Genomic DNA, 23097 nt, shown 5'->3' with positions numbered 1-23097 from the left:
GTTGATCGCGGGGCGCCGGAGCAGGAGAGGGTCAGGCGGGGGTGACGTTCTCGGCCTGGGGCCCCTTCGGCCCTTGGACGACCTCGAATTGCACTTTCTGCCCCTCCATGAGCTCGCGGAATCCGGTCGCGTTGATGGCCGAGTAGTGGACGAACACGTCCGGGCCGCCGCTGTCCTGCGCGATGAAGCCGAAGCCCTTCTCCGGGTTGAACCACTTCACGGTGCCGGTAGCCATCGTGCTTGTTCTCCTCCGTGCGGACACGGGACGAATCCGTGTCGGGGTGCGAAGCGATCGTCATGGCTGTCCGGCTTCCTGTGGCGACGACACGCCCACACGCACGAGTGATCCTTCCGGTCGGTCGGCGCGGTCACCGCGTCGAGCCGGGCGGCGACGGGTGCGGGCGCCTGGCGCGTGCCCGGCGGGCCGCCCCTACTCCGGCTCTGTGGTTCCTGCTCGATATGTCCTGGTCCAGGTGGCTCCGCATCGGCAGCCGAGCTGCTCGACGAGTTCGCCTTCTTCTGAGACGGCGATGCCCCGGTTGAGGCGGACGTGGATGTGTTCCTTCATGGGGACCGCTCTTGCTGGGGCCGGGCTGGGCGGCCCGGACGGTCCCTCATCGTGGCATACGTCGCCAGACCCTGATGCGAAGCGCCGGGAGCCGTTGCCCCGGAAGGTGCCGAGCGCGCAGCCGGCTTCCCCCGGGGCGGGGCGAAGCCTTCAGGGAAGCAACTCGTCGAGAGCGGCGCGGCCCTTCTCCGCAATGCGGCGCTGCGCCCATTCCAGATTCTTCGGTGTGATCTCCCGGCCCGAGGCGAGAACCACGTCCTCTGCGGTCACCTCTCCCTCCGAGCCGGCGTGGAGATGCTTGTCGGGCGTCACTCCGCCCCACGTGGTGTCGGCATTCATGATGCCTCCCTGATCCGTCGAGTCTCCGGGTGCTGCCGGGAAAGCGCTATTTCATGCTCGCCCCACGAGGCGGTGTGAGCCAGCGGGGGGTGCGGCCGGCCAAGGAGGCCTGGGGGATGTCCCTCCCGGCCCGGCCGACGGGCCGGACTCGTCGGCCGTCACTGTCGTGTGTGCCGGGTCGAGTGGGCCCTTGTCAAGTCGAGAGGTGCCGGTTGTATAAAGGAAAGGTCACCGCCGGTTTCCGGCCGTCCAGCGCCCGGCCCCGTTCAGGGAGCCGGGAGCCGCCGCAGCCTTCCTGGGGGAGGTGAGAGCAGTGCCGAAGCAGGGACACGAGAGCCACTACGCGGTGCTGGGGGTGTCGCCCACGGCGTCGCCGACGCAGATCACGACCGCGTTCCGGAAGCTGGTCCGGGCGCTGCACCCTGATGTCCGCCCCGATGACCCCCAGGGACGCCGGGAGCAGTTGGATCTTGTGCTGGCGGCGTACGACGTCCTGCGCGACCCGCGGCGGCGCGCGGCGTACGACGCGACGCGCACCGCCACGACGCCTCGTCCCGCACGTGCCAGGCCGCCGCACGTCGAGCCGGAGGAACCGGTGGTGTACGCCTTCCGGGCGGTGGTGGTCCTCGGTCCCCGGCCGTGGTTCCCCCTCCGGGGTGCGACCGTGCGCGTGGGGCCTGTGCGGGTGCGGCCGCTCGACGGGTAGGTCTCCCTCCCGTCTGGGTCTCACTCCCGTCGGGCAGATCCTGTCGCGCCGAGGTCAGCTCACGACCACGTCCGCCCACCAGCTGGTCCCGTCGGCATGCTCTCGCACGCCGTACCTGGCCGACAGCGCCATGACGATTCCGATGCCCCGGCCGTGCTCGTCCGGGTCGGGACCGCAAGCCGGCGGGTCGGCCGGGGCCGCGGGTCCCGCGTCCGTCACCTCGATGTGCACGGCTTTGAGCCCGTCCACCAGAACCTGCGACAGCCGCAGCGTCGCCGGGGGCAGGGCGTGGGTGATCGCATTGGTGAGCAGCTCCGAGGCGAGCAGGAGCACGTCCTCGGCGACCTCGGCGGACAGGCGCCAGTCCGTGAGGACCGCGCGTACACGCCGACGCACGACCGAGGCGGTCATGGGGGCGTGCAGCAGCGGAAAGACGTGCGTGACCTCTTCGGGAAGCTCTGCGCTGAGCTGCACCACTGTCATGGCCCGTCCTCCTCGGGAAGCGCTGCCGGCCGGTGGCCGGGCGTGATGAAAAACTAAGGAGGGGGCAGCGGTCGGTCAATGAACAGCGGTCGGCATTGTCGAACGGAGGTCTTCGGTCGAAGACTCGGACTACCATCGTTCTATGGTCGGCCCGGTCCAGTCCATAGAACGGGCGGCGGCGATCCTGCGTCTGCTCGCCACCGGTCCTCGCAGGCTGGGGCTGGGCGAGGTGGCGTCGTCGCTGGGACTGGCCAAAGGCACCGCCCACGGCATCCTGCGCACCCTCCAGCACGTGGACTTCGTGGAGCAGGACGCGGCCACGGGCAAGTACCAGCTCGGAGCGGCTCTGCTCCATCTCGGCACCAGCTACCTCGACGTCAACGAGTTGCGCTCGCGCTCGATCAACTGGGCCGACGCCCTGGCCGCCCGCAGCGGGGAGGCCGTCCGCCTGGGCACACCCCTGGAGGGGAAGGTGCTCATCGTCCACCACGTCTTCCGGCCGGACGACACCCTCCAGACCCTGGACGTCGGCGCGCTGCTGCCGCTCCACGCCTCCTCGCTCGGCAAGGTCCTGCTGGCCTTCGGGGCCACGCCCGTCGAGCCGCTGCTGAAGGCCGGACTGGAGGCGTACACCCGGCACACCCTGGTGCTCCCCGAGGAGCTCGACCGGGCGCTCGGCGAGATCCGCGAGCTCGGCTGGGGCTGCGAGGTGCAGGAGATGAGCATGGGTGACGCCGGAATCGCCTCGCCGATCCGGGGGCACGGCGGCCTCGTGGTGGGCGCGCTCGGCGTGTCCGGCCCGGTGGAGCGGATCTGCGACACGGGAGGACGGCCGCAACCGGCCCTGATCACCTTGCTCAGGGAGGCCGCACGGGCGATCTCCAGAGACCTGGGCGCGGCCCGCTGGTAGGCACCCGCGGCTCGCGCGACATCGGAAGGCAGGCCCGATCATGGTTGCTCGGTATGTGATGTCCATCGACCAGGGCACCACCTCCACTCGATGCATCCTGTTCGACCACAGCGGGCGGCTGGTGTCGGTCGCCCAGCGAGAGCATCGCCAGTACTTCCCCCAGCCCGGATGGGTGGAGCACGACGCCGTCGAGATCTGGCGCAATCTGCAGCGCGTGGTGCCCGAGGCGCTGTCCCACGCCGGTGTGGACGCCGGGCAGATCGCCGCCATCGGGATCGCCAACCAGCGGGAGACGACCGTGCTCTGGGACCGGCGCACCGGTGCTCCGCTGGGGAAGGCGATCGTCTGGCAGGACACCCGCACCGCTCCGCTCGTCGACGAGCTGAGAAACCGGCCCGGGGACGAGTTCTTCCTCGAACGCTGCTGCCTGCCTCCCTCGACCTACTTCTCCGCGCCCCGGATCCGCTGGCTGTTCGATCACGTCGACGGGCTGGAGCAGCGGGCCCGGGACGGCGAGGTGCTGTTCGGCACGATGGAGAGCTGGCTGATCTGGAACCTCACCGGTGGAGCGGCCGGCGGCCTGCACATCACCGACGCCACCAACGCCAGCCGCACCATGCTCATCGACATGCGGACGCTGACCTGGGACGGCGCGCTCATGGACTTCTTCGGCGTTCCGCGCCGCATGCTGCCGGAGATACGGCCATCGGCCGAGTGCTACGGCGAGGCCCGCTCCGTGCTCCCGGGGACCCGGATCACGGCCGCTCTCGGCGATCAGCAGGCGGCCCTGTTCGGGCAGACCTGCTTCTCGCCCGGCGAGGCGAAGTGCACCTACGGGACGGGCAGTTTCCTGCTCATGAACACCGGCTCCGACGTCGTCCGCTCCCGCCACGGTCTCCTCACCACCGTCGCTTACAAGATCGTGGATCAGCCCGCGGTCTACGCCCTGGAGGGGCCGATCGCCGTCACCGGCTCGCTGGTCCAGTGGTTCCGCGACCGGCTGGGTCTGATCAGCAGCGCACCCGAGATCGAGACCCTGGCGCGCACCGTCGAGGACAACGGCGGCTGCTACATCGTCCCCGCGTTCTCCGGTCTGTTCGCACCGCACTGGAGAAGCGACGCCCGCGGCGTCATCGTCGGCCTCACCTCGTACATCACGAAGGGCCACCTGGCCAGAGCCGTCCTGGAGGCCACCGGCTGGCAGACGCGGGAGGTCGTCGACGCCATGAACGCCGATTCCGACCTCGCCCTGAAGCAGCTCAAGGTGGACGGGGGCATGACCTCCGACAACCTGCTGATGCAGTTCCTCGCCGACGTGCTCGACGTTCCCGTGGTACGGCCCCTGGTCGCCGAGACGGTCTCGCTCGGCGCCGCCTACGCCGCCGGCCTCGCGGCCGGCTACTGGCCGGACATGGAGGTCCTGCGCCGCAACTGGCACCGGGCCGCCCAGTGGCTGCCGGCCATGGACGCCGAACGGCGGGAGCGCGAGTACGACTGCTGGCAGCGAGCCGTCGAGCGGTCCCTGGGGTGGATCCAGCCGCCGAGGACGTCATGACACCGCCCGCTCACTGCCTCGCCGCGGCGAACGGCTGCTCCGAGGCAGCCCCTCTCGCGCCGGGGACGTCCGGCCGGCCGAGCCGAGTCACCGGCTCCGGACGGACTCGGCGCCGAACCACCGGACGAGTTCGGCGCGCGAGGTGATGCGCAACTGCTGGAAGACGCGGCGAAGGTGGTAGTCGACCGTGCGCGGGCTCAGGCAGAGCCGCGCTGCCACGTCCTTGTTGGTCGCGCCCGTCGCGACCAGCCGGACGATCTCGCGTTGACGGGCGGTCAGGCTCTCCGTTCCCGCCGCATCGGCCGCGTGCGTTCCGTCCCCGGCTTCGGCATTCGCGTGGTCACCGCCGGCGCGCAGCTCCGCACGGACCCGGTCGAGCCACAGCCGGGCACGGTGCCTGCGGAAGATCTCCGCGGCCTCCCGGAGCTGGGCACGGGACTCCGCCCGCCGGCGTTCGCGCCTGAGGTACTCGCCGTACAGGAGGGCGGTGCGCGCCAGTTCCAGTTCACGGTCACCAGGCGCATGCAGGCGCAGCGCGAGCCGGAAGTGCTCCTCGGGGTCGTCGCCTGCCAGGACCGCGCGGCACTGGGCCGCCACCGCGGTCGGCCAGCCCCGGCCGACCCCCTCCGCCCATCGCGCGAACACCGCGGCGGCCCGTTCCGCCCGCGGCCGGAGCCCGGCGCGGACGGCGGCCTCCACGTAGGCGGGCACCGCCTGGAGCGCGACACCGGGGTGCCCCGGCTTCATGCGGGTGATCCGGCGCAGCTTCGCAGCCGCCTCCTCCCACCGTCCGGAGGCGAGATCGATGTGCGCCAGGCCCCACAGGCCGAGGGCGCAGGCGAGCCCGTTACCGTGTTCCGTCGCCTCGTCGACCACCCGGTCCGCGTACCGCTCGCAGGTCTCGGTGTCACCGGCGAGCCCGGCGGCGAGCATCAGCATCCCCATCACGTTGCGTACGCAGGTGAGCTGGCCCGTTCCGCGGGCCAGCCGCAGCGCCTCGGTCGCGACGAGACGCGCGGAGTCCGGTCCGCTCAACCAGCACTCCGAATAGGCCAGGTACTGCATGGCGTGCGCCGCGGTCGGGATGTCGCCCGCCCTGCGCGCCAGTGCCACCGCACGTGCCGCGAGGGAACGGGCGTGGGCGTCGTCGGCGGTGAACAGCGCTCCATGGGCCGCCCAGGCGAGCAGGAGCGGGTCCTGCGCCTGCGCGGCATCCGCGACGCCCGTGCGCAGCCGGATGCCGGCGGTCGGCAGTCCCCGTAACGACTCGGCGACTCCGAGGAGGCAGTGGGCGGCGAGCCGGGCGTCGGGCTCGTCCGGCACCTCGGACCCGCCGAGCAGCGCCCGCGCCCGCCGGGCCGCCCGTACCGGCATGCCCTCGCTTCCCGCGTAGAGACCGGCCTCTCCCGCCGCGGCCAGTGCCTTGGCCGCGAGACGGGTGTCGCCGTCCGCCAGGACGTCCGCGGCGGTCAGCAGTGCGTCGAAGGCGTCGTCCGGTGGGTCCTGGTGGAGCGAGAGCACGCCCCGCAGAAGAGCGATGTCCCCGCGCAGGGAGGGGTGTTGCGCACCGGCCAGCACCTCCGCCTGCTCCAGCAGCCGGGCGGCACGCCGCAGACGCCCGGCCATGCTGCTGCAGGCGGCGGCGGCGACGAGGCGGCCGGCCCGCGGACCGTCCTCACGGGTCAACTCCGCCGAGCGTTCCATCAGCGCGGCAGCGTGGCACGGTTCGCCGTGCCGACGCGCACGGGCGGCCTGGCGCTCCAGTTCGTCGGCCAGCCCCGCGTCCGCTTCCGTGGACAGGGCGGCCTCGTGCCAGCCGCGACGGTCGTCGTGGCCGGCCGCGAACGCGCGCGCCAGGAGTTCGTGTGCCCAGTGCCGTTCGGCCAGATCCAGACTCTGGCGGACGGCCCGGGCGAGGGCCGCGTCGCGAAAGGACACGGTCGTCCTGGACACGGTGACGAGCCCCGCCACCTCGGCGCCTTTCAAGGCCGCGGGATCGATCGCCGCCAGCCGGGCCACTCGGTACAGCGTCGGGGGATCCAGACGCGGTTCCGTGGCCAGCAGTGTGAGCAGTCGGCGGCAGTCGTCGGAGAGCCCGCGCAGCGGCGCGAGTCTGAGCCGGGTCGCTCGCGGCCCCAGCGGAAGCGGATCGGGCAGCTGCGGCAGCTCCGCCAGCTGACCGGGCTTCAGCGTCCGCAGGAGCTCGAGAAGGACCAGGGGATTGCCGTGCGCGGCATGGACGAGTACCTCGCAGACGGCGGGCGCCACCGCTGACGGGTGGTGCTGTGCGATCAACCGCAGGCAGTCGCGGTCGCTCATGCCCGTCAGACGCAGCACCGGTACCCCCGGCATCAGCAGGGGTTCCGCGCCGTCCGCGCCGGCCAGGACCAGGACCCTTTCGGTGCTGATCCGACGGGCCACAAGACCGAGGACGTGCTGTGACTCGGCGTCGACCCACTGCAGGTCGTCGACCGTGATCAGCACCGGTCGCCTGACGGAACTCCGCGACAGCAGGGCCAGCACCGCGACGGAGACCAGCGACCGTTCCCGGGGCGGCGGCACCATGCCGAGAAGTACCCCCTCCAGCAACTCGGCCAAGTGCGGCGGGAGACGGCGTACACCGGCGGCCAAGGGACGGACCATGCGCTGTACCGCTGCGTAGTCCAGGCCCTGCTCCGCCTGCACTCCGTCGGCGCGCACGGTGTGGAACCCCTGCGCGAGGTGCGTGGCGTGCCGGATCAGTGTGGTCTTGCCGATTCCCTGATCCCCCGTCAGCAGCAGGGCACCGCCCTTCCTCGCACTGCGGCAGGCCTCGATCCACGCGATCAGCTGCCGCAGTTCGGCCCCTCTGCCGACGATGGTGTGCTCGGTGCCGTACGCCATGACGTACGCCTCCTGGATAGGCTGACCCCGCGCAAGAATAGTGGTTATTCGCGGCCGTGAGTGCAAGAGAGCGGCCCTGTCCGGCGCTCGTGGCCGAGACGCGGACGAGCCGCGCGAGAGGCACGGGAGAGGGCCTAGGCTGGGCTCGTGGCAGAGCCTGAATCCTTCGCGAGGCCGTCCAGGCCGGTGATCCGTGAACGCCTCGTCGAGGCTGCTGTCCAGGAGTTCGTCGAGCAGGGCTACGACCGCGCGAGGGTGCAGGACATAGCCCGCCGGGCCGGCCTGTCCACCGGTGCGATCTACGGCAACTTCCGCAACAAGGCCGAACTGCTCGCCGAGGCGGTCGACTACGGCCTGGGGGCGGCATCGCACAAGCTGACCCAGGCCCTGGGCAGCGGTGCCGGACCCGCCGATGTCCTCGCGCTGGTCGTCACGGATCTCTCCGATCCACGTCAGCAGACCTGGGCGCCGCTGGTCAGCGAAGCGCTCACAGCCGCCAGGCGGGACGCCGAGGTCGCCCGCAGGGTCCACGCCGCGCTGGGCCGGGTGGAGAGCAACCTGAGGAGCCTGGTCGAACTCGCCCAGCGAAGCGGCAGGTTCGGCCCGCAGATCGATGCGGCGGCCTGCGCCCGCCTCGTGTTGTGCGTGTCCCTGGGAATGGACGTGCTTGCCGCAGTGAGGGCGCAGAGGCCGGACCACGGTGCCTGGAGGTCGCTGGTGCACCTCCTGTTCGCACAGCTGGGCGCTGCCGAATGACTTCGTGAAGTGGCCCGCCGCGGCGGCGCGGTGACGGGTCCGCGCCACCTCGATCACCGGCGGGGCACGGCCGCGAATCGGTGAAGTCACCGGTCCTGTGCCGGTCAGTGCTGCCTGGAATTCAGGAAGAATGCTGGTCAGTGCCTCACGTGCGCCGCACACGGATTTCCCTGCCATTACTCTGCGTTGACACCGCATAAGGCGCGCGTCACTCTACCGGTGAGCCGCGGCAAGGCCGTACACACGTGAACCGGCGCACATTCAGGGCCGTATTTCCCCTTTCGGTAAAGCCGATCTCCTCCTCGGAGCGTGATCGGCGGAGAAACCGGTTCGGCGGCCCGGGAATACCGCACCGATGTTCCGTGTCAGGTCCTTGCCCGCTCCGGCAGCCGAATTCCGATCCGAAAAGGAGACAGACATGTCCCGGCGAAGTCTGCCCCGCACTGCCCCACTGATCGCTACCGCCTTAGGGGCCACTGCGGCACTGGTCGTCACCGCGGCCGCCCCGGTCCCCGCCACGGCGCAGGCGTCCACGTCCGCAGTGCAGCGAGCCCCTGAGGCCGGCACGACAACGACCGTGCGCTACGGGCCGTTCGCCCTTCCCGCCGCCTCAGGGCACGACCACGGTGAAACCGGCAACCGCCTTGCGCTGAACGTCCAGAAGCCGTGCGACGACTGCTTCATCACGGGCTTCAAGCCGAACCTCGTGTACGCGGACGGGTCGAACGCGAACGTCAACACCGGCCCGATGCTCCACCACGCGGTGCTGGGCACCCACGCGAAAAGCGATGTCGTCTGCCGCGGGCCTCAGCGGAAATTCGCCTCCGGGAACGAGCGAGTGGAAAGTGTCCTGCCCGCCGGATACGGCATCGAGGTGCGCCGGGGCGAGCGCTGGAACATGCTCTACGACCTCATGAACCACGCACCCCAGAGCAAGACCGTCTACATCACCTTCACCTTCACCCATGAACCCGCCGCCGGCTCGCGGCTCCAGCCCGTGACGCCGATCTGGCTGGATGCGGGCGGCTGTCTCGGCAGCGTGTACGACGCTCCGGTGGGCACCAGCGAAAAGGTCAGGCGGTGGCGCTCCACCATTTCCGGAAGGCTCGTCCACATGCGCGGCCACCTCCACCACGCCGGCCGTTCTGTCCGCACGGAGAACCTCAGCACGGGAAAGCTGCTGTGCAACATCGTGGCGGAGGAGGGCGGAAGCCCCGAATTCATCGACCTCCACGGCAACACGGAGATATCGGCCATGCCGCCGTGCAGCGGAGATGCGCTCGGCACCGTCAAGCGGGGTGACGTGCTGCAGATCACCAGCAGGTACGAGAGCGCAGGACACGCGCACGGCGGCGTCATGGGCATCATGGCCGGCTGGGTGGCCGAGGACTGACCAGTGCCGCAGGGGCGTGGGACGGATCGGTTCCGGGGACCGGCACCCGGCCGGACGGCTGGGGCGGCCGGCGCCCTGGTCTGTCTGGTGTGGGCGGCCGGCGTGTGGGTGGCGCCGCACCTCGAAGCCGGCCCAGCGCTGCGCGCCGCGGCACTCTTCGTGCACCTGGCAGCGCTGATCCTGGGGCTCGGCACCGTGCAGACCATTGACTACTACGGGCTGCTCTGGTTGCTGGGACGGCGCAGTCTGCGTCAAGTGCTGGACTTCACCAGGCCGTTGCAGGTGCTCGTCTGGTCCGGACTGACCGGCATGGTGATCAGTGGTGCCGTCCTCGGCCCGGACCTGGCACTGGCAGCCACCCGGGTGAAGCTGGGGCTGGTTCTCCTGGTCGCTCTCAACGGCGTGCACGCGCACGCTCTGCACCGCTCCCTCGCGGAGCAGGCGGGAGGGCGGGTGGACAGACGCCTGCTGGTGCGAGGGGCGATGTCCGCCGCCGTGTCCCAGGTGGGCTGGTGGGGGGCTGTGGCGATCGGGTTCCTCAACAGCCAGTCCTGAGCGGCGGCCAGTGACCTCTGTTCGCGGTCGAAGGGGCAGCCGCGGCCGTCCGACCGTGGGGCAGCCGCGGCCGTCCGACCGTGGGACAGCCGCAGCCGTCCGACCGTGGGGCGGCCGCCGCTGTCCGGCCCGCGCCCAGGACGTCGTCCCGGACGACCCCGCTGTCACACCGCCGTGAGACCGCCGTCCACCACCAGGCTCTGACCGGTGATGTACGAGGCCCGATCGGAGAGCAGGAACGTGACGGCCTCCGCCACTTCCCAGGCGGTGCCCTGACGGCCGAGCGGGATGCGGGTGAAGGAGGCCGTCCGGGAGGCCCGTTTCGCCGATGCCTGGCGGCCCATCGGCGTGTCGATCAGGCCGGGGACGACCATGTTGGCGCGGATGCCTCGTGCCGCTCCCTCCCTCGCGACATGGCGGGTCAGCCCGAAGAGGCCGGCCTTGGAGCTGTCGTAGGCGGGGGAGTCGGTCGCGGCACGCAGTCCGGCGACCGAGCCGATGAACACGACGGCACCGCCGTCAGCCATCGACGGAAGCCCGTGTTTGGCGGCGAGAAAGGGCGCACGCAGGTTCACGCCGAGAACCTCCTCCCATTCCTCGGGTGTTGACCCCGCGAGCCCGGTGCCGAGGCCCACCCCCACGTTGACCACCAGCGCGTCCAGCCCGCCCAGCCCGCGCACCGCCTCGGCGACCATGGCGGCCGACTGCTCCGCGTCCGTGGCGTCAGCGACCACGGAAACACCCAGGCCGCCTTCGGCAATGACCAGGTCGGCGGTCACGGCGGCGGCGGGGCCGACGAGGTCGGCGCAGGCCACGTCCGCACCTTCGCGGGCGGCGAGTACGGCGATCGCGCGGCCGTTGCCGACGGGCGCCCGCGGAGCGTCGCCGGGACGGGTGCCCGCGCCGACCACCAGCACTTTGCGGCCCGCGAGCCGTCGGGCCGCGCGGTCCGGGTGTGCCTCACTCATCGCTTCCGCTCCCTTCCGGAAGGCCCGCGCTGTCGAAGCCCGGATCCAGCTCCACACCGGCGGAGTTCAAGAAGAGCGCCACCATGTGGTACTGGCCCACCAGCATGGTGATCTCGATCATTTCCTCGTCGCCGAAGTGCTCGACCAGCGCCTCCCACGTGGCCTCGCCGAGCCGCGCATCACGGTTCAGCTCGTCGGCGGCCCGGATGAGCCACCTTTCGAGGTCGGTCCACCCGCCGGCCTCCGGGCCCTGGACGATGCGGTCGATGTCCGTGTCGGTCAGGCCCGACGCCTTGGCCAGGGGGACATGGCGTCCCCACTCGTACGAAGCGCCGGTGTTGTACGAGGTGCGCAGGATCAGCAGTTCACGGAACCTTCCCGGCAGCCGGCCCCGGCGGAGCAACTGACCTCCGAAGGGCATGAACCGCTCGTAGAGCTCGGGATGACGCACCAGAGTGGTGAAGATGTTCGGAACCCGGCCCCCCGGGTCCCGAGGCGCGGCGGCCAGCAGGTGGCGGGTCCGCGCATCCCAGTCGTCCTCGGGCAGGGGCCCGAGTCGCGGGAGGGCTTTGCCGTGCCGTACAGGGTGTCGCTCCGGCATGGAGCCTCCAAAGTGAGGTGCCCACGCGCGCCGAAGGGCGGTGCGTACCGCGCGGTGTGACCGGGCGCGTGGGCGGGGACGGGCGTGGCAGGTCCGCGGGGACAGGGAGGGCCGGCCGCTCTGGGAGGGCCGGTCCCTCCCGGTCGGCCGGTGTCAGCCGGTGACGGGGCCGAACTTCGCGCGGGTGTCGAGGGGTTCACCGAACAGGACCCAGCGTTCGCCCTTGAAGCGCACGAGTTGCATGGTCTCTATGGGGAACCGGTCGTCGGGGCCGGTGTTCAGTGCGACGCCGGGAAGCAGCATGCCCACCTCGACGTTCTGGAGCTTCTGGAGGGAGTCCCTCAGCCCTTCTCTCGTCGGACATTCCATGGCGTCGAGCGCCTTGTGCAGGCTTGAGGCCACGGCCCAGCCGTAGGCGTTGAACTGGATCGAGGGATCGGTGTCCGGGGCGTACTTCTTCATCGCCGTGCGGTAGGTCCGCATCTCCGGGTCGTCGGCCCACTGGGGATCGGCCGGGTCCTTGAAGTAGGTGGCGGAGACGACGCCTTGCACGTTCTTGAAGCCGACGGGCTTCAGCACGCTGGTCGACGCCGAGACGCTGTTGGCGATGTGCAGCGGGTTCCACCGGGTGTTCTTGGCGTCCGCGGCCAGGGCCTGGCTGCCGAACTTGGGCGTGGTGATGTTCAGCAGCACGTCCGCCCGGGAGCGGGCGAGACTGGTCATCTGGGCCGAGACGGACGGGTCGGTGACCTCGTAGCTCTCCTCGGCGACGATCGTGATGTCGCTGCCCTTGACTGCCGCTCGGAAGCCGCCCAGCAGGTCCTTGCCGAAGTCGTCGTTCTGGAAGAGCACGGCCACCTTGGCCTTCGGCTTCTCCTTCTTGAGGTAGTCGGCGTACATACGGGACTCGGCGACGTAGTTGGGCTGCCAGCCGATGGTCCAGGGGTGCTTGGTGTCCGTACCCCACTTGGAGGCGCCGGTGGCGACGAACGGCTGCGGCACCTTCTGCTGGTCGAGGTAGTCCCACACGGCTGAGGTGGAGGGCGTTCCCAACGTCTGGAACACGGCGAAGACCTTCTCCCGCTCCACCAGTCTTCGGGCCTCCTCCACGGCCTTCGGCGGCTGGTAGCCGTCGTCACGGACCACGAACTCGACCTTGCGGCCGCCGATACCGCCCTTCTCGGCGTTGACGTACTGGAAGTACGCGCTGACGCCCTTGCTGATGGTGCCGTACGCGGAGGCCGGTCCGGACATCGGGTAGATGCCGCCGAGCTTGATGCTCTTGTCGGTGATGCCGGTGGTCTGCTGGCCCTTGCAGGCGCCGTCGGCCGAGGCGGCGGCGTCTTCCTCGGTGCGTTGACTGGAGCAGGCGGTGGCGGTGAGGAGGGCGGCGACGCCTGCGGCGGCTGCCCGCAGGGCGGTGGTGTGGCGCATCCGGATCATCCCTTTTCGGTGGTGGGCGGTGCGGTGAGGGGCTGAGGGTCGGGCTGTGGGGTGCCGGGCGGTTCCTCGGGAGGGGCCGGCTCCGGTCGGCGGCGGGTGTGGCGCAGGCGTCGCTCCACACGCCTCCGGACCCCCTGTCCGGCACGGGCCGCCAGGCCGGCCAGACCGGTGGGGGCCAGATACATGACGGCGATGATCAGCAGGCCGAAGACGACGCCTGGGGCGGCCGGGCTGATGTCCTGCGCCACATTCGGCACATACATCACGAAGGCCGCGCCCAGCAGTGGCCCGTACGGCGATGCCAGGCCGCCCACGACGAGGCCGGCCAGGAGGGTGATGGACAGGTTGATGCTGAAGGAGTCAGGAGACACGAAGCCGATCACCCAGGTGTACAGGCACCCGGCGACACCCGCGAACATCGCGCTCCAGGCGAACGCGAGCGTCTTGTGGAAGGAGAGCCGCACCCCCATCACCTCCGCCGCGGGCTCGTTCTCCCGGATGGCGAGCAGCGCCCGGCCGACCCGAGAGCGCACCAGGTTGCGCACGACCAGCAGCGTCACGACCGCGACGACGAGGGTGAGGAAGTACAGCCACTGGTCCTCGGCCAGACCGGTCCAGGAGGGCGGCTGCGGCTTGGGGACGGTCAGGCCCATGGAGCCGCCCGTCACGTGCTCGAACCGCTTCAGCAGCGGCGGGAGGAACACGGCGAACGCCAAGGTGACCAGGGCCAGATACAGGCCGCGGAGCCGTAGCGCGGGCACCCCGAAGCCCAGACCGAGGAGGAAGCATCCCGCGGCCGCGATCGGCAGCGTGGCCAGGTGGCCGATGGTGAACCGGTCGAGCGTGACGGCCGCCGTGTAGGCGCCCACGGCGAAGAAGGCGCCGTGTCCGAGGGAGATCTGCCCGCCGTAGCCCACGAGCAGGTTCAGGCCCGCCAGGACGACGGCGTAGAGCAGCACCATGGTCAGCTGGAAGACCCGGAACGGGGCGAAGTAGTAGGGCGCCGCGAGCAGAGCGGCCGCGACGGCCAGCGCCGCGAGCGGACGTGCCCGGCGCGCGGTGCGCGCCACCTGAGTGGTGATCAGTTCTGCTGTGCTCATGCCCGCTCCACCGCCGCTCGGCCGAACAGCCCCTGGGGCCGCACCAGCAGCACCACGAGGATGATCAGCAGTGGTACGCCGATCTTCAGGTCGGCTCCGACGAATCCGACGTAGGCCCCGGCCAGGGTCTCGGCGACCCCCACGACGAGGCCGCCCGCCACCGCTCCCACCGGGCTGTCGAAGCCGCCGAGAGTGGCCGCCGCGAAGGCGTAGATGAGGACGCCGCCCATCATGTTGGGTTCCAGGAACAGCAGGGGGGCGACCAGGACGCCGGACAGAGCGCCCACCGTCGCGGCCAGTCCCCAGCCCAGCATCAGCACCCGGCCCACCCGGATGCCCGAAAGCCTGGCCGAGACGGGATTGACGGCGACCGCCCGCATCACCAGGCCGGTCCTGGTGTGCTGGAACAGCAGATACAACAACCCCATCACCACGGCCACGACGCCGATGACGCCCAGCGTCGACCAGCTGATGCCGACCCCGGCCACGGCGAGACCGCCGTCGGGGAACGGCTGCGGGAAGTCCTTCACGGTGAACGACCAGATCAGGCCCGCGGCCGCGTTGACGAAGATGAACAGGCCCACGGTGACGATGACGACGGTCAGCTCCGGCGCTCCCTCGACCGGCCGCATGAGCACTCGCTCGATGAGCATGCCGCCCGCGAAGGAGATCACGAGCGTGACCGGCAGGGCCAGCCAGAACGGCATCCCCGAGGCGACCAGCTGCCACGCCACATAGGTGGAGATCATGGCGAGCTCGCCCTGGGCGAAGTTGACGATGCCGGTGAACCGGTGGATCAGGACCAGGGCCAGTGCCAGGCTCGCGTAGACCGAGCCGGCACCCAGTCCTTCCACCACTTGCTGGAGGAACTCGCTCACGAGCCACCCCCCGCCCGGCCGGACCGGACGGAGACGCCGAGGTACACCTCGGCGACCTGGCCGTCCTGGCGGATCTGTTCGGCCGCGCCCGACAGCACCAGGCGGCCGGACTCCAGTACGTGCGCCTGATGCGCGATGTCCAGCGCGAGCTGGGCGTTCTGCTCGACGACGACCACGGTCGTGCGTTCCTCCTCGTTGACGGTACGGACGATCCGGAAGAGCTCGCGGGTGACGAGGGGCGCCAGGCCCAGCGAGGGTTCGTCGAGGAGCAGCAGAGCGGGGCGGAGCATCAGCGCCCTGCCGATCGCGAGCATCTGCTGCTCGCCGCCGCTGAGGCTGCCCGCCGCCTGCCGGCGGCGATCGCGCAGTTTGGGGAAGTAGCCGTAGACCCGCTCCAGGTCCGCTGCCACGGCCGCCCGATCGCTCCCGCGCCCTCGACGGTGGCGCAGATACGCGCCGACGCGCAGGTTCTCCTCCACGGTGAGGTCGTTGAACGTGCCCCGGCCCTCGGGTACGTGGGCCACACCGAGCCGGGCGGCCTGCTCGGGGGAGCGCCCCAGCAACTGGGCGCCGTCCAGCGTCACCGAGCCGCGTCCCGTGACCATGCCGCTCAGCGCCCTCAGCATGGTGGTCTTGCCCGCGCCGTTGGGCCCGAGGACCGCGCAGACCTCGCCGCGGCTGACGGAGAAGCCGATGCCGTGCAGGACGCGGGCCTGGCCGTAGCCGGCGTGCAGGTCCGAGACCTCGAGGAAGGCCGGTGCCGCGGGTTCGCCGGCGAAAGAGTCCTTCGTCTCCTCGCTCATGCCGCCGCCCCCAGGTACGCCTCGATGACGGCGGGATCGCGCTGCACCTGTTCCGGCGGCCCGTCGGCGATCGTGCGTCCGAAGTCCAGACACACCACGCGGTCGCACAGACCCATGACGAACCCCATGTGGTGCTCGACCACGACCAGGGTGAGGTCGAAGTCCTCGCGCAGCTCCCTGATCAGGTCGGCGAAGGCATCGACCTCGCCGTGGCTGAGGCCGTTGACCGGCTCGTCGAGCAGCAGCAGCCGGGGCTCCACGGCCAGCGCCCGGGCGAGCTCGACCCGTTTGAGCGTGCCGAAGGGCAGGCCGGAGGCGGGATGGTCCGCGACGTCGGCCAGGCCCAGCCGCTGCAGCAGTTCCTCCGCGAGAAGGCGCAGCCGCGCCTCCTCACGCCGCACCCGCGGCAGGCGCAGTGCGGCGGCGATATATCCCGCGCTGCCCCGGTGGTGAGCGCCGACCATCACGTTCTCCCGGACCGTGAGGTGCTGGAACAGGCCCAGATTCTGGAAGGTGCGGGCGATGCCCTGCCCGGCAACGGTGTGCGGGGGCAGGGCCAGCAGGTCCTGGCCCTCGTAGTGCACCGTGCCCTCGTCGGGCGTGCACCGCCGGGTCAGACAGTTGAAGAGCGTGGTCTTTCCTGCTCCGTTGGGCCCGATGAGGCCCACTGCGGTGCCCTGGTCGACAGCGAATCCGACGCCGTCCAAAGCCGTGATTCCGCCGAAACGCATGGTGATGCCGTCGACCGCGAGCATGCGGGCCGCCCTTTCGAACAAGGTCTCTGGGGGGTGGGAGAGCGTCACAGTAGGTGCGGCCGCTCCACGCGGGCATTGGGTGCGAGCACTCAACTTCGCGGCCCGCGGACTGTGCGCCGCGCACAGTCCGCGGGGAGCAACAGGCTCCGAACCTGTTGACTGGTAACGATTCGGAGGCGACGATCCCCCCATGCGTCACGCGATAGTGCCGAGCGTGCCTCCCATGACCGAGCAGCTGCGTCAGGAGCGGCTGCGGATTCTGTGCGCCGTAAAAGAGCAGGTGGAGCAGGTGGCGGAGTCCGCGCTCGCGATGATGCGCGCCGAGATCCCGGCCTACGCGGTGCAGGACGAGCACTTCTTCGAAGACGTGCGCCAGCAGTTGCTCTCGCACTACCGGGTCCAGCTGGCGCTGCTCGCGGGCGAGCGGAGCTTCGCCCTGGAGGAGCTGGCCTTCAGCCGGGCGGGCGCGATGCGCAGGGCACGCGCCGGGTTCGCGCTGGAGGACTTCATCAGTGCGTACCGGGTCGGCCGGCAGGCCTTCTGGGAGGCCCTGCGTGACTGCGCGGGGCCGTCGGCCGCCGGGCAGGACGCCGTGCTCACCCTGGTCGCCCCGCTGATGCGGTACATGGACTTCGCCAGCAGCCAGGCGGCACAGGCGTACCTGGAGTTCCAACAGCATGTCGTGGCCGACGCGGACCGCGAGCGCCGGGACCTGCTCGAGCAACTGCTCGCGGGCCACATGCCGGTCCGGGGGCCTCTCATGGCCGCGGCGCAGGCCTACGGCATCGGCGCCCAGGTGCCGATGATGGTGGTCACGGCGGTCTGCGTCGACGGCGCGGGGCACGGGAGCGCGGACTCGGCCGCCGAGAGCGGATACATCACCAGCGCGGCGATCTCCGCCGCCGGCGTACGGGCAGCCAGGGTCCTGGTGGTCGTGCGGCACGGCGAGGTCGTGGCCGTGCCGGTGCTGCGTACGGGCACCGAGCCGGACGAGGTATGCGCGCGCTTCGAAGAGGTGCAGCGGCAGCTGGCCAGGGACGGAACGGTCCTGGCGATGGGGATCAGCACGGTGGCCGGGGGCGTGGCGGAGCTGCCGCGGGCCTACCAGGAGGCCAGAGCCGCCCTGGAGTTCGTCCCCAGCGGGGGAGGGGTGGCGGCCCTGCCGCGGCTGTCCCCGTTCCAGTACCTCGCCCTGCGTGCGGACGACATCGCCCGCCAGCTGGTCGACCCGCGGATCAGCGACCTGCTGGAGGACGACGTCCGGCGCGGCGGTGTGCTCGCGGCGACGGTACGGGCGTTCGCCGAGGCGGATCTGAACCTGAGGCTGGCGGCGGAGCGGCTGCGGGTGCACCACAACACGGCGCACTACCGGTTGCGCCGCATCGAGGAGCGCACCGGGCGCAACCCCCGCCGGATCGCCGATCTGATGGAACTGCTGGTCGCTCTCGCCATCCGTGACGGGGCCTCGGGAACGGAGGACGTGCAGTGAGCCGGACCCATCCGGAGCGGACGGCCGACTCGCCGAAGGCGTCGGCGAAGAACGTGGTGGAGGGGGTGGAGGCGGCGGTGGAGACGACGCGGACTCCTGCGGAGGTCGCGGCCGCCGCGGAGGTCTCGGCGCGGCGCGCGTTGCTGGACGCAGCGCTCGATGTGTTCACCGAGCGCGGCTACACCAACGCGAGCGTGACGGAGATCGCGGCGCGTTCGGGCATCGCCGTCGGCAGTCTCTTCCACCACTACGGGGGCAAGAGGGGCCTGTATCTGGCGTTGTGGGAGGAGTTCCAGGAGGAGCAGGAGCAGCGGACCGCGGCGGGGGTCGCCGCGGCGCGCGGCCAGGGCGTGACCGACCCGGTCGCGGTGTTCCTCACCGGGGCGCGGGCCTATCTGGAGGGCGCCTGGGTGCGCCGCCGCATCGGCGGGCTCCTGCAGCAGGAGGACGGTCCTCCTGGTTTCGACGCACTGCGGCGCCGGTGGGACCGCTCGTGGGTACGGCGCAACGCCAGGCTGCTCGAGGTGGACGAGACGCGGCGCATCGGCCGTGTCCGGGGCGTCGTGCTGACCACGGTGATCGCGGGTGCCGCCAGAGAGCTGAGCGACTGCCCGGACAGGGCCGAGGCTCAGGAGATCATCGAGGAAGTCTGCGGCATCCTGGCGTACCTGTCGCAACGTCCCGGGTGACCGGCGCGCGCCTCCGCTTGGATCGCGGCCGGACAACCCACCGAACAGTATTCGGTTAGTGGAATGCATGTAAGGTGAAACCAGAAGCAGGGCGCTGCTGACTGCGGCGCCTCACGGTGTGGGGGTGCGTCGGTGGGCAGACCGGTCAAGCCGATTCTCAGCCGCGGGCGCATCTGCGCCACGGCGCTCGCGATCGTGGACAGGGACGGGCTCACCGAACTGTCGATGCGCGGACTCGCACGGGAACTCGGGGTTCAGGTCTCCTCGCTGTACGAACACGTGAAGACCAAGGACGACGTCCTCCACGAGGTCGCCAACACCATCATGGAGGACGTGGACGTCTCCGGCTTCGAGACCGGCGACTGGCGCCACGGGCTGGCCTCCTGGGCCCGCTCCTACCGCGCCGCGCTGGCTGCCCATCCCCAGATCGTCCCGTTCCTGGCGTACGGCCCCGCCCGCCGTGAGGCCTCCCTGCGGCGCGCCGACGTCATCCACGGCGGCCTGGTGGGCGCCGGCTGGCCGCCGCGCTACGCCACACTGATCGGAGCCTCGACCAAGTACCTGGTGGTCGGCTCCGCCATGAGCTCGTTCGCCGGGGGGTTCGAGGAGGACGTCCAGGTCTACGTCGAGCGCTATCCGCACCTGACGGGGGCTCACCGCCTGCGCGGCCGGGCAGACGTGATCGACCGGGACAGCTTCGAACTCGCCCTGGAGATGTTCCTCGACGGCCTCACCGCTCTGCACGCCCGCGTCACGGCACCGCAGCGGTCTGCCGGTTCCTGATCGTCACGGCGCCGCGGCCGGCGTGTCCGAGGCGGACGCGGAGGGTGACTGCGCGACGACGTCTTGTCCTGCGCCCCGGGCACCTCTAAGCTCGCCAACCGAACGCTGTTCGGCATAGTCGATGCCGTGCGGCGTGTCCTTCGCCCGTTCGTTCTGTTCCACGGCGGCCGCCCGTGAGCCTCAGGACCGTGGTCGACATCCCTCGCTGATCGAGGAGATCAGGACCCACAAGAGCTGAGCACGTCACTGCATCACGACTCGGACACCGAGTCGTGCCCTGGCAGACACCGACCCGGTCGACTGCCCCTGCCGTGACGCCTCGCCCTCGCCGCGGCATGCAGCCAAGAGGAGTTGACGTCGTCATGTCCAGTCCCTTCGACCCGTTCCAACGGCCACCGTCGTATGTCCACGGCCCTTATCCGCACAGCCCCTATCCGCACACCCCCCACGCCGAGCCGGACGTCCCGACGGACGTCGAACGGCTGCGCGGCGAGCGCCGCTCCAGGGTCTTTCCCGTTGCCGCCGCTGTGGTCGGCCTCTACCTGCTCAACGCCCTCCTGGCCAACCTGGCCGGCGGACTGATGGCTGCGCGGCTGGTCGGCCACCTGAACATCGGGCTCGCCCTCGCGCTCCTGCAGTGCGCCGGCACGCTCCTGGTGTGCCGCTGGTACGCGCGTCACGCCGGCACCACTCTGGATCCGCTGGCCGCGAGGGTGCGGGCAGGGCTCGGGCCGAGAGGGAGCCGTCGGTGAGCGCCTCTCAGATTTCCTCGCAGGTCGCGGGCAACGGAGCGACCCTGATCGTCTTCGCGGTGTTCGTCGTCTGCGTCATCCTCATCGCCCTGTGGGGTGCGGCGGACAGCGACAGCCCCCGTCGCTTCTTCGTCAGCGGCCGCGAACTGCCGGCCGCGCGCAATGGAATCGCCCTGTTCGGTGACTTCATCTCCGCGGCGACGCTTCTCGGCACTCCGGGGCTCATCGCGCTGGCCGGTTTCGACGGCATACCGTATCTGGTGGGGCCCGTTGTGGTCTGGGCCGTCATTCTGCTGCTGGTCGCCGAGCCGTTCCACAACGCCGGCGGTTACACCGTGGGCGCCGTGCTGGCGCGCCGGCTGCGGCCACGGCCCGTCCAACTGGCCATGGGCCTCGCCACGTTGGTGATCTCACTGTTCTACCTCACCGCCCAACTCGTGGGGGCGGGCGCGCTCGCGGCACCGCTGCTGGGCATTTCCGGCGAGGCGGCCCAGAACTGCCTTATGGTCTTCCTCGGCATCCTGATGATCATCTATGTGGCCCTCAGCGGTATGCACGGAGCGACGCTCGTCCAGTTGCTCAAGGCGGCCGTCCTGCTGGTGGCGAGCGTCTTCCTGGCGGTGCTGGTGCTGGCGAAGTTCGGTTGGAACCCCAGTGACCTGCTGGGAACCGCGGCCCGCCGCAGCGGCGTCGGGGAGAGTTTCCTCGCCCCCGGCGCCCGTTCCCAGGGGACCGGTTGGGAGACGCTGGACAGGCTGAGCCTCCAGCTCGGAGCCCTGCTCGGAGCGGCTGGACTCCCGCATCTCCTGATGCGCATGTGTGTGGTGCCCTCCGCGAGCGCCGCCCGGCGCTCCGTTCAGTGGACGGCAGTTCTGACGTGCGTCTTCTGCGTGACCGCGGGAGTGCTGGGATTCGGCGCCGCGGCAGTGCTCGGCCCGGAGGCGATCCTCGCCGGGAGCCCCTCGGGGAACACGGCCACCCTGCTGCTCGCCCACTCCCTCGGCGGGTCGTGGATGCTCACCGTCATGGCCTGCGTCGCATTCGTCACGATTCTGGCGGTGGTGGCGGGCATCGCCCTCGCCGCCGCGACCTCCGTGGCGCACGACATCTACGGGGCGGTGCTCAAGCGCGGGCGCGCGACTGAGGGGAGGGAGTTGATGGTCGCCCGCTGTGCGGTCGTGCTGATCGGTTGCGCGGCGGTGGGTCTGTCCCTTCTCGCCGAGCGCCTCAACGTCTCCTTCGCCGCGGGTCTGGCGTTCTGCGTCGCCGCTTCGGCGATTCTTCCCGCGCTGCTGTACGGGCTGTACTGGCGAGGGTTCACCACCACCGGCGCGCTGTGGAGCATCTACGGCGGACTGGTCTCCTCGGTGGTCATGGCCGTGCTGTCACCCGCGGTGTCGGGAGGCCCCACCGCACTGTTCCCGGACATGGACTTCAGTCTGTTCCCGATGCAGTACCCGACCATCGTCTCGGCCCCCCTGGGCTTTCTGCTGGGATGGCTCGGTTCGGTGATGGGGCGGGAGAGGCCGGACCCGGCCAGGCACGCGGCGCTCGAGTTGCGCATGCTCGCGGGCGCGGACGACACGTCCGTCCAGTCGTCCGGCTGACCGGGTTCGGGGAGTGCCGCACCAGCAGGGCCTCGTCTGCCGGTGGTGCAGCAGGGGCGCTCAGTCTGACGTCCCGGACGTCCCGGGGGGCAGCGTCTCCATCCGCAACAGGTCGAACGTGGCCGGGGTGTCGAAGGTGCCTGCGTTCGCACAGGAGGTGAGGCGTTCCTGTTCCGGCCGGCGCGGGCGGACGTGGAGGCGGAACCGCGAGCCGTCGTGGGCCGCCAGATCGACGCGCACCGTACCGTCCGGGTCCACCGCAGAGTGGTCCAACGGCCGGACCGCGTCCAGGGAACGGAGGTCGAGACGCTCGCGCAGGTGGTGTTCGGCGGCCTGGACCGGCGCCGGAAGCCCCGCACGGCCGCGCAGGCGGGGGAGCATGACCTGGCGGGAACCGAAGGCCGCCGCCAGCGGGCTGACGTCGGCCGTGGTGACGCCGCCGTGGTACGTGCCGTCGGGCAGGGTCACGACGTTCGCGGCGAACCGGTCGCCCCCGACGTGGTTGGTCTCCCAGACCTGTCCGGGCAGGGCCTGGTCCAGCAGGACGGCGACGGGGCGGCCGAGCCGGGCGCAGCACACGTCCTTGAGGCCGTGGGTGCAGACCAGCGCCACCCGGTCCTCGCTCGCCTCGCCGAAGCCCGGCGGTCGTCCGGCGGCGAGGGCGTCGACATCGAGGTCGGCGAGCGCGCGGAGGTCGTCCAGGGACCGGCGCTCCAGCCAGGTTCCCCCGGCTCCGTGGTGGGCCGTGATCACGGTCGACACGGGACCGCGGCGGTCGCGGACCCTGCGGATGAACTGCGGCCGGATTCCCGCCTCCTTGGCGGCCTTCCAGACAAGGCCGGCCTCGTGCGGGAGGCCGGGCGGCAGGTCGTGCGGCGGCCAGGGGCCGGGATGCTCGACGAGCAGCCATGTCGTGAAGCGCTCGGGGGCGGTGGCGAACACGGGTTCGCGGTGAGCGAGACGCGTCGCGGCGCACCCGGCGCGACGTTGGGGAAGCGATGTCATGGAAGGTCCACGTCAGCCCGGTTGTTGCGGGTGTACGACAGTGAGGGGCAGCGGGCGTGGCCGCCTCGCCGGGGGA

At 70.9% G+C, this 23097-nt stretch carries 23 protein-coding genes; 11 read left to right on the top strand and 12 right to left on the bottom strand.

Going from position 1 to position 23097, the window contains the following annotated elements; genetic code table 11:
* Positions 1-31: 31 nt before the first annotated feature.
* Both AB0K02_RS14115 and AB0K02_RS14110 read right to left on the bottom strand, forming a co-directional pair.
* Positions 32-235, bottom strand: coding sequence for a cold-shock protein (locus tag AB0K02_RS14115; protein WP_365992663.1), 204 nt, complete (start codon positions 233-235; stop codon positions 32-34).
* 483 nt (positions 236-718) lie between these two features.
* Entirely contained in the window at positions 719-907 is a 189-nt protein-coding gene (locus AB0K02_RS14110; RefSeq protein WP_365992662.1) for a hypothetical protein, read from the bottom strand.
* Between the two features lie 313 nt (positions 908-1220).
* Here AB0K02_RS14110 and AB0K02_RS14105 point away from each other — a divergent pair, with 313 nt between their 5' ends.
* Entirely contained in the window at positions 1221-1613 is a 393-nt protein-coding gene (locus tag AB0K02_RS14105; protein ID WP_365992661.1) for a J domain-containing protein, read from the top strand.
* Positions 1614-1667: 54 nt separating this feature from the next.
* Here AB0K02_RS14105 and AB0K02_RS14100 read toward each other — a convergent pair whose 3' ends face one another.
* Complete coding sequence (locus AB0K02_RS14100) at positions 1668-2096, bottom strand: ATP-binding protein (protein WP_365992660.1); 429 nt, start codon at positions 2094-2096, stop codon at positions 1668-1670.
* A 142-nt stretch (positions 2097-2238) separates the two neighbouring features.
* On the opposite strand from AB0K02_RS14100, the gene AB0K02_RS14095 reads away from it, so the two are divergent.
* Entirely contained in the window at positions 2239-3006 is a 768-nt protein-coding gene (locus AB0K02_RS14095; RefSeq protein WP_365992659.1) for an IclR family transcriptional regulator, read from the top strand.
* A gap of 40 nt (positions 3007-3046) precedes the next feature.
* Positions 3047-4561, top strand: coding sequence for a glycerol kinase GlpK (gene glpK, locus AB0K02_RS14090; RefSeq protein ID WP_365992658.1), 1515 nt, complete (start codon positions 3047-3049; stop codon positions 4559-4561).
* An 87-nt stretch (positions 4562-4648) separates the two neighbouring features.
* Here the strand turns inward: glpK and AB0K02_RS14085 are convergent, their stop codons facing one another.
* A complete protein-coding gene (locus AB0K02_RS14085; RefSeq protein ID WP_365992657.1) occupies positions 4649-7444 on the bottom strand; it encodes a LuxR family transcriptional regulator in 2796 nt (931 codons plus the stop codon).
* A 147-nt stretch (positions 7445-7591) separates the two neighbouring features.
* Here AB0K02_RS14085 and AB0K02_RS14080 point away from each other — a divergent pair, with 147 nt between their 5' ends.
* The 3 genes from AB0K02_RS14080 to AB0K02_RS14070 all read left to right on the top strand — a co-directional run bounded on the left by AB0K02_RS14080 (position 7592) and on the right by AB0K02_RS14070 (position 10148).
* A complete protein-coding gene (locus tag AB0K02_RS14080; protein WP_365992656.1) occupies positions 7592-8200 on the top strand; it encodes a helix-turn-helix domain-containing protein in 609 nt (202 codons plus the stop codon).
* 418 nt (positions 8201-8618) lie between these two features.
* On the top strand, positions 8619-9593 hold the full coding sequence (locus tag AB0K02_RS14075) for a hypothetical protein (RefSeq protein ID WP_365992655.1): 975 nt from the start codon (positions 8619-8621) through the stop codon (positions 9591-9593).
* Positions 9594-9596: 3 nt separating this feature from the next.
* Entirely contained in the window at positions 9597-10148 is a 552-nt protein-coding gene (locus AB0K02_RS14070; protein WP_365992654.1) for a hypothetical protein, read from the top strand.
* Between the two features lie 164 nt (positions 10149-10312).
* Here AB0K02_RS14070 and AB0K02_RS14065 read toward each other — a convergent pair whose 3' ends face one another.
* From AB0K02_RS14065 to AB0K02_RS14035, 7 genes are all read right to left on the bottom strand, one after another.
* Complete coding sequence (locus AB0K02_RS14065; protein ID WP_365992653.1) at positions 10313-11116, bottom strand: SDR family oxidoreductase; 804 nt, start codon at positions 11114-11116, stop codon at positions 10313-10315.
* Positions 11109-11717 carry a carboxymuconolactone decarboxylase family protein gene (locus tag AB0K02_RS14060; RefSeq protein WP_365992652.1) on the bottom strand — a complete coding sequence of 203 codons (609 nt, stop codon included), beginning with the start codon at positions 11715-11717 and terminating at the stop codon, positions 11109-11111. Before AB0K02_RS14060 ends, AB0K02_RS14065 begins: the two co-directional genes overlap by 8 nt.
* 153 nt (positions 11718-11870) lie before the next feature.
* Positions 11871-13151: an ABC transporter substrate-binding protein gene (locus AB0K02_RS14055; protein WP_365992651.1), complete on the bottom strand. Its 1281-nt coding sequence runs from the start codon at positions 13149-13151 to the stop codon at positions 11871-11873.
* A gap of 5 nt (positions 13152-13156) precedes the next feature.
* Positions 13157-14260, bottom strand: a complete 1104-nt coding sequence (locus AB0K02_RS14050; protein ID WP_365992650.1) for a branched-chain amino acid ABC transporter permease — start codon at positions 14258-14260, stop codon at positions 13157-13159.
* A complete protein-coding gene (locus tag AB0K02_RS14045; RefSeq protein ID WP_365992649.1) occupies positions 14257-15138 on the bottom strand; it encodes a branched-chain amino acid ABC transporter permease in 882 nt (293 codons plus the stop codon). The genes AB0K02_RS14050 and AB0K02_RS14045 overlap by 4 nt, the downstream gene beginning before the upstream one ends.
* Positions 15135-15941, bottom strand: coding sequence for an ABC transporter ATP-binding protein (locus AB0K02_RS14040; RefSeq protein ID WP_365992648.1), 807 nt, complete (start codon positions 15939-15941; stop codon positions 15135-15137). The genes AB0K02_RS14045 and AB0K02_RS14040 overlap by 4 nt, the downstream gene beginning before the upstream one ends.
* Positions 15938-16696 carry an ABC transporter ATP-binding protein gene (locus AB0K02_RS14035; protein ID WP_365992647.1) on the bottom strand — a complete coding sequence of 253 codons (759 nt, stop codon included), beginning with the start codon at positions 16694-16696 and terminating at the stop codon, positions 15938-15940. The genes AB0K02_RS14040 and AB0K02_RS14035 overlap by 4 nt, the downstream gene beginning before the upstream one ends.
* Before the next feature lie 223 nt (positions 16697-16919).
* Here AB0K02_RS14035 and AB0K02_RS14030 point away from each other — a divergent pair, with 223 nt between their 5' ends.
* From AB0K02_RS14030 to AB0K02_RS14010, 5 genes are all read left to right on the top strand, one after another.
* A complete protein-coding gene (locus AB0K02_RS14030) occupies positions 16920-18185 on the top strand; it encodes a helix-turn-helix domain-containing protein (RefSeq protein ID WP_365992646.1) in 1266 nt (421 codons plus the stop codon).
* Entirely contained in the window at positions 18182-18874 is a 693-nt protein-coding gene (locus AB0K02_RS14025) for a helix-turn-helix domain-containing protein (protein ID WP_365992645.1), read from the top strand. Before AB0K02_RS14030 ends, AB0K02_RS14025 begins: the two co-directional genes overlap by 4 nt.
* Positions 18875-19006: 132 nt before the next feature.
* Positions 19007-19657: a TetR/AcrR family transcriptional regulator C-terminal domain-containing protein gene (locus tag AB0K02_RS14020; RefSeq protein WP_365992644.1), complete on the top strand. Its 651-nt coding sequence runs from the start codon at positions 19007-19009 to the stop codon at positions 19655-19657.
* Positions 19658-20019: 362 nt separating this feature from the next.
* Complete coding sequence (locus AB0K02_RS14015; RefSeq protein ID WP_365992643.1) at positions 20020-20409, top strand: DUF485 domain-containing protein; 390 nt, start codon at positions 20020-20022, stop codon at positions 20407-20409.
* Positions 20406-22016: a cation acetate symporter gene (locus tag AB0K02_RS14010; protein WP_365992641.1), complete on the top strand. Its 1611-nt coding sequence runs from the start codon at positions 20406-20408 to the stop codon at positions 22014-22016. Before AB0K02_RS14015 ends, AB0K02_RS14010 begins: the two co-directional genes overlap by 4 nt.
* A gap of 60 nt (positions 22017-22076) precedes the next feature.
* Here AB0K02_RS14010 and AB0K02_RS14005 read toward each other — a convergent pair whose 3' ends face one another.
* Positions 22077-22958 (bottom strand): sucrase ferredoxin, encoded by an 882-nt coding sequence (locus tag AB0K02_RS14005; protein WP_365992640.1) that lies wholly within the window; start codon positions 22956-22958, stop codon positions 22077-22079.
* Positions 22959-23097: the final 139 nt, after the last annotated feature.

It is taken from the genome of Streptomyces sp. NPDC049597 (genome assembly GCF_040675505.1).
Lineage (GTDB): Bacteria > Actinomycetota > Actinomycetes > Streptomycetales > Streptomycetaceae > Streptomyces.
The sequence above is the reverse complement of the archived record's forward strand: the minus strand, read 5'-3'. Positions and strand labels throughout refer to the sequence as shown.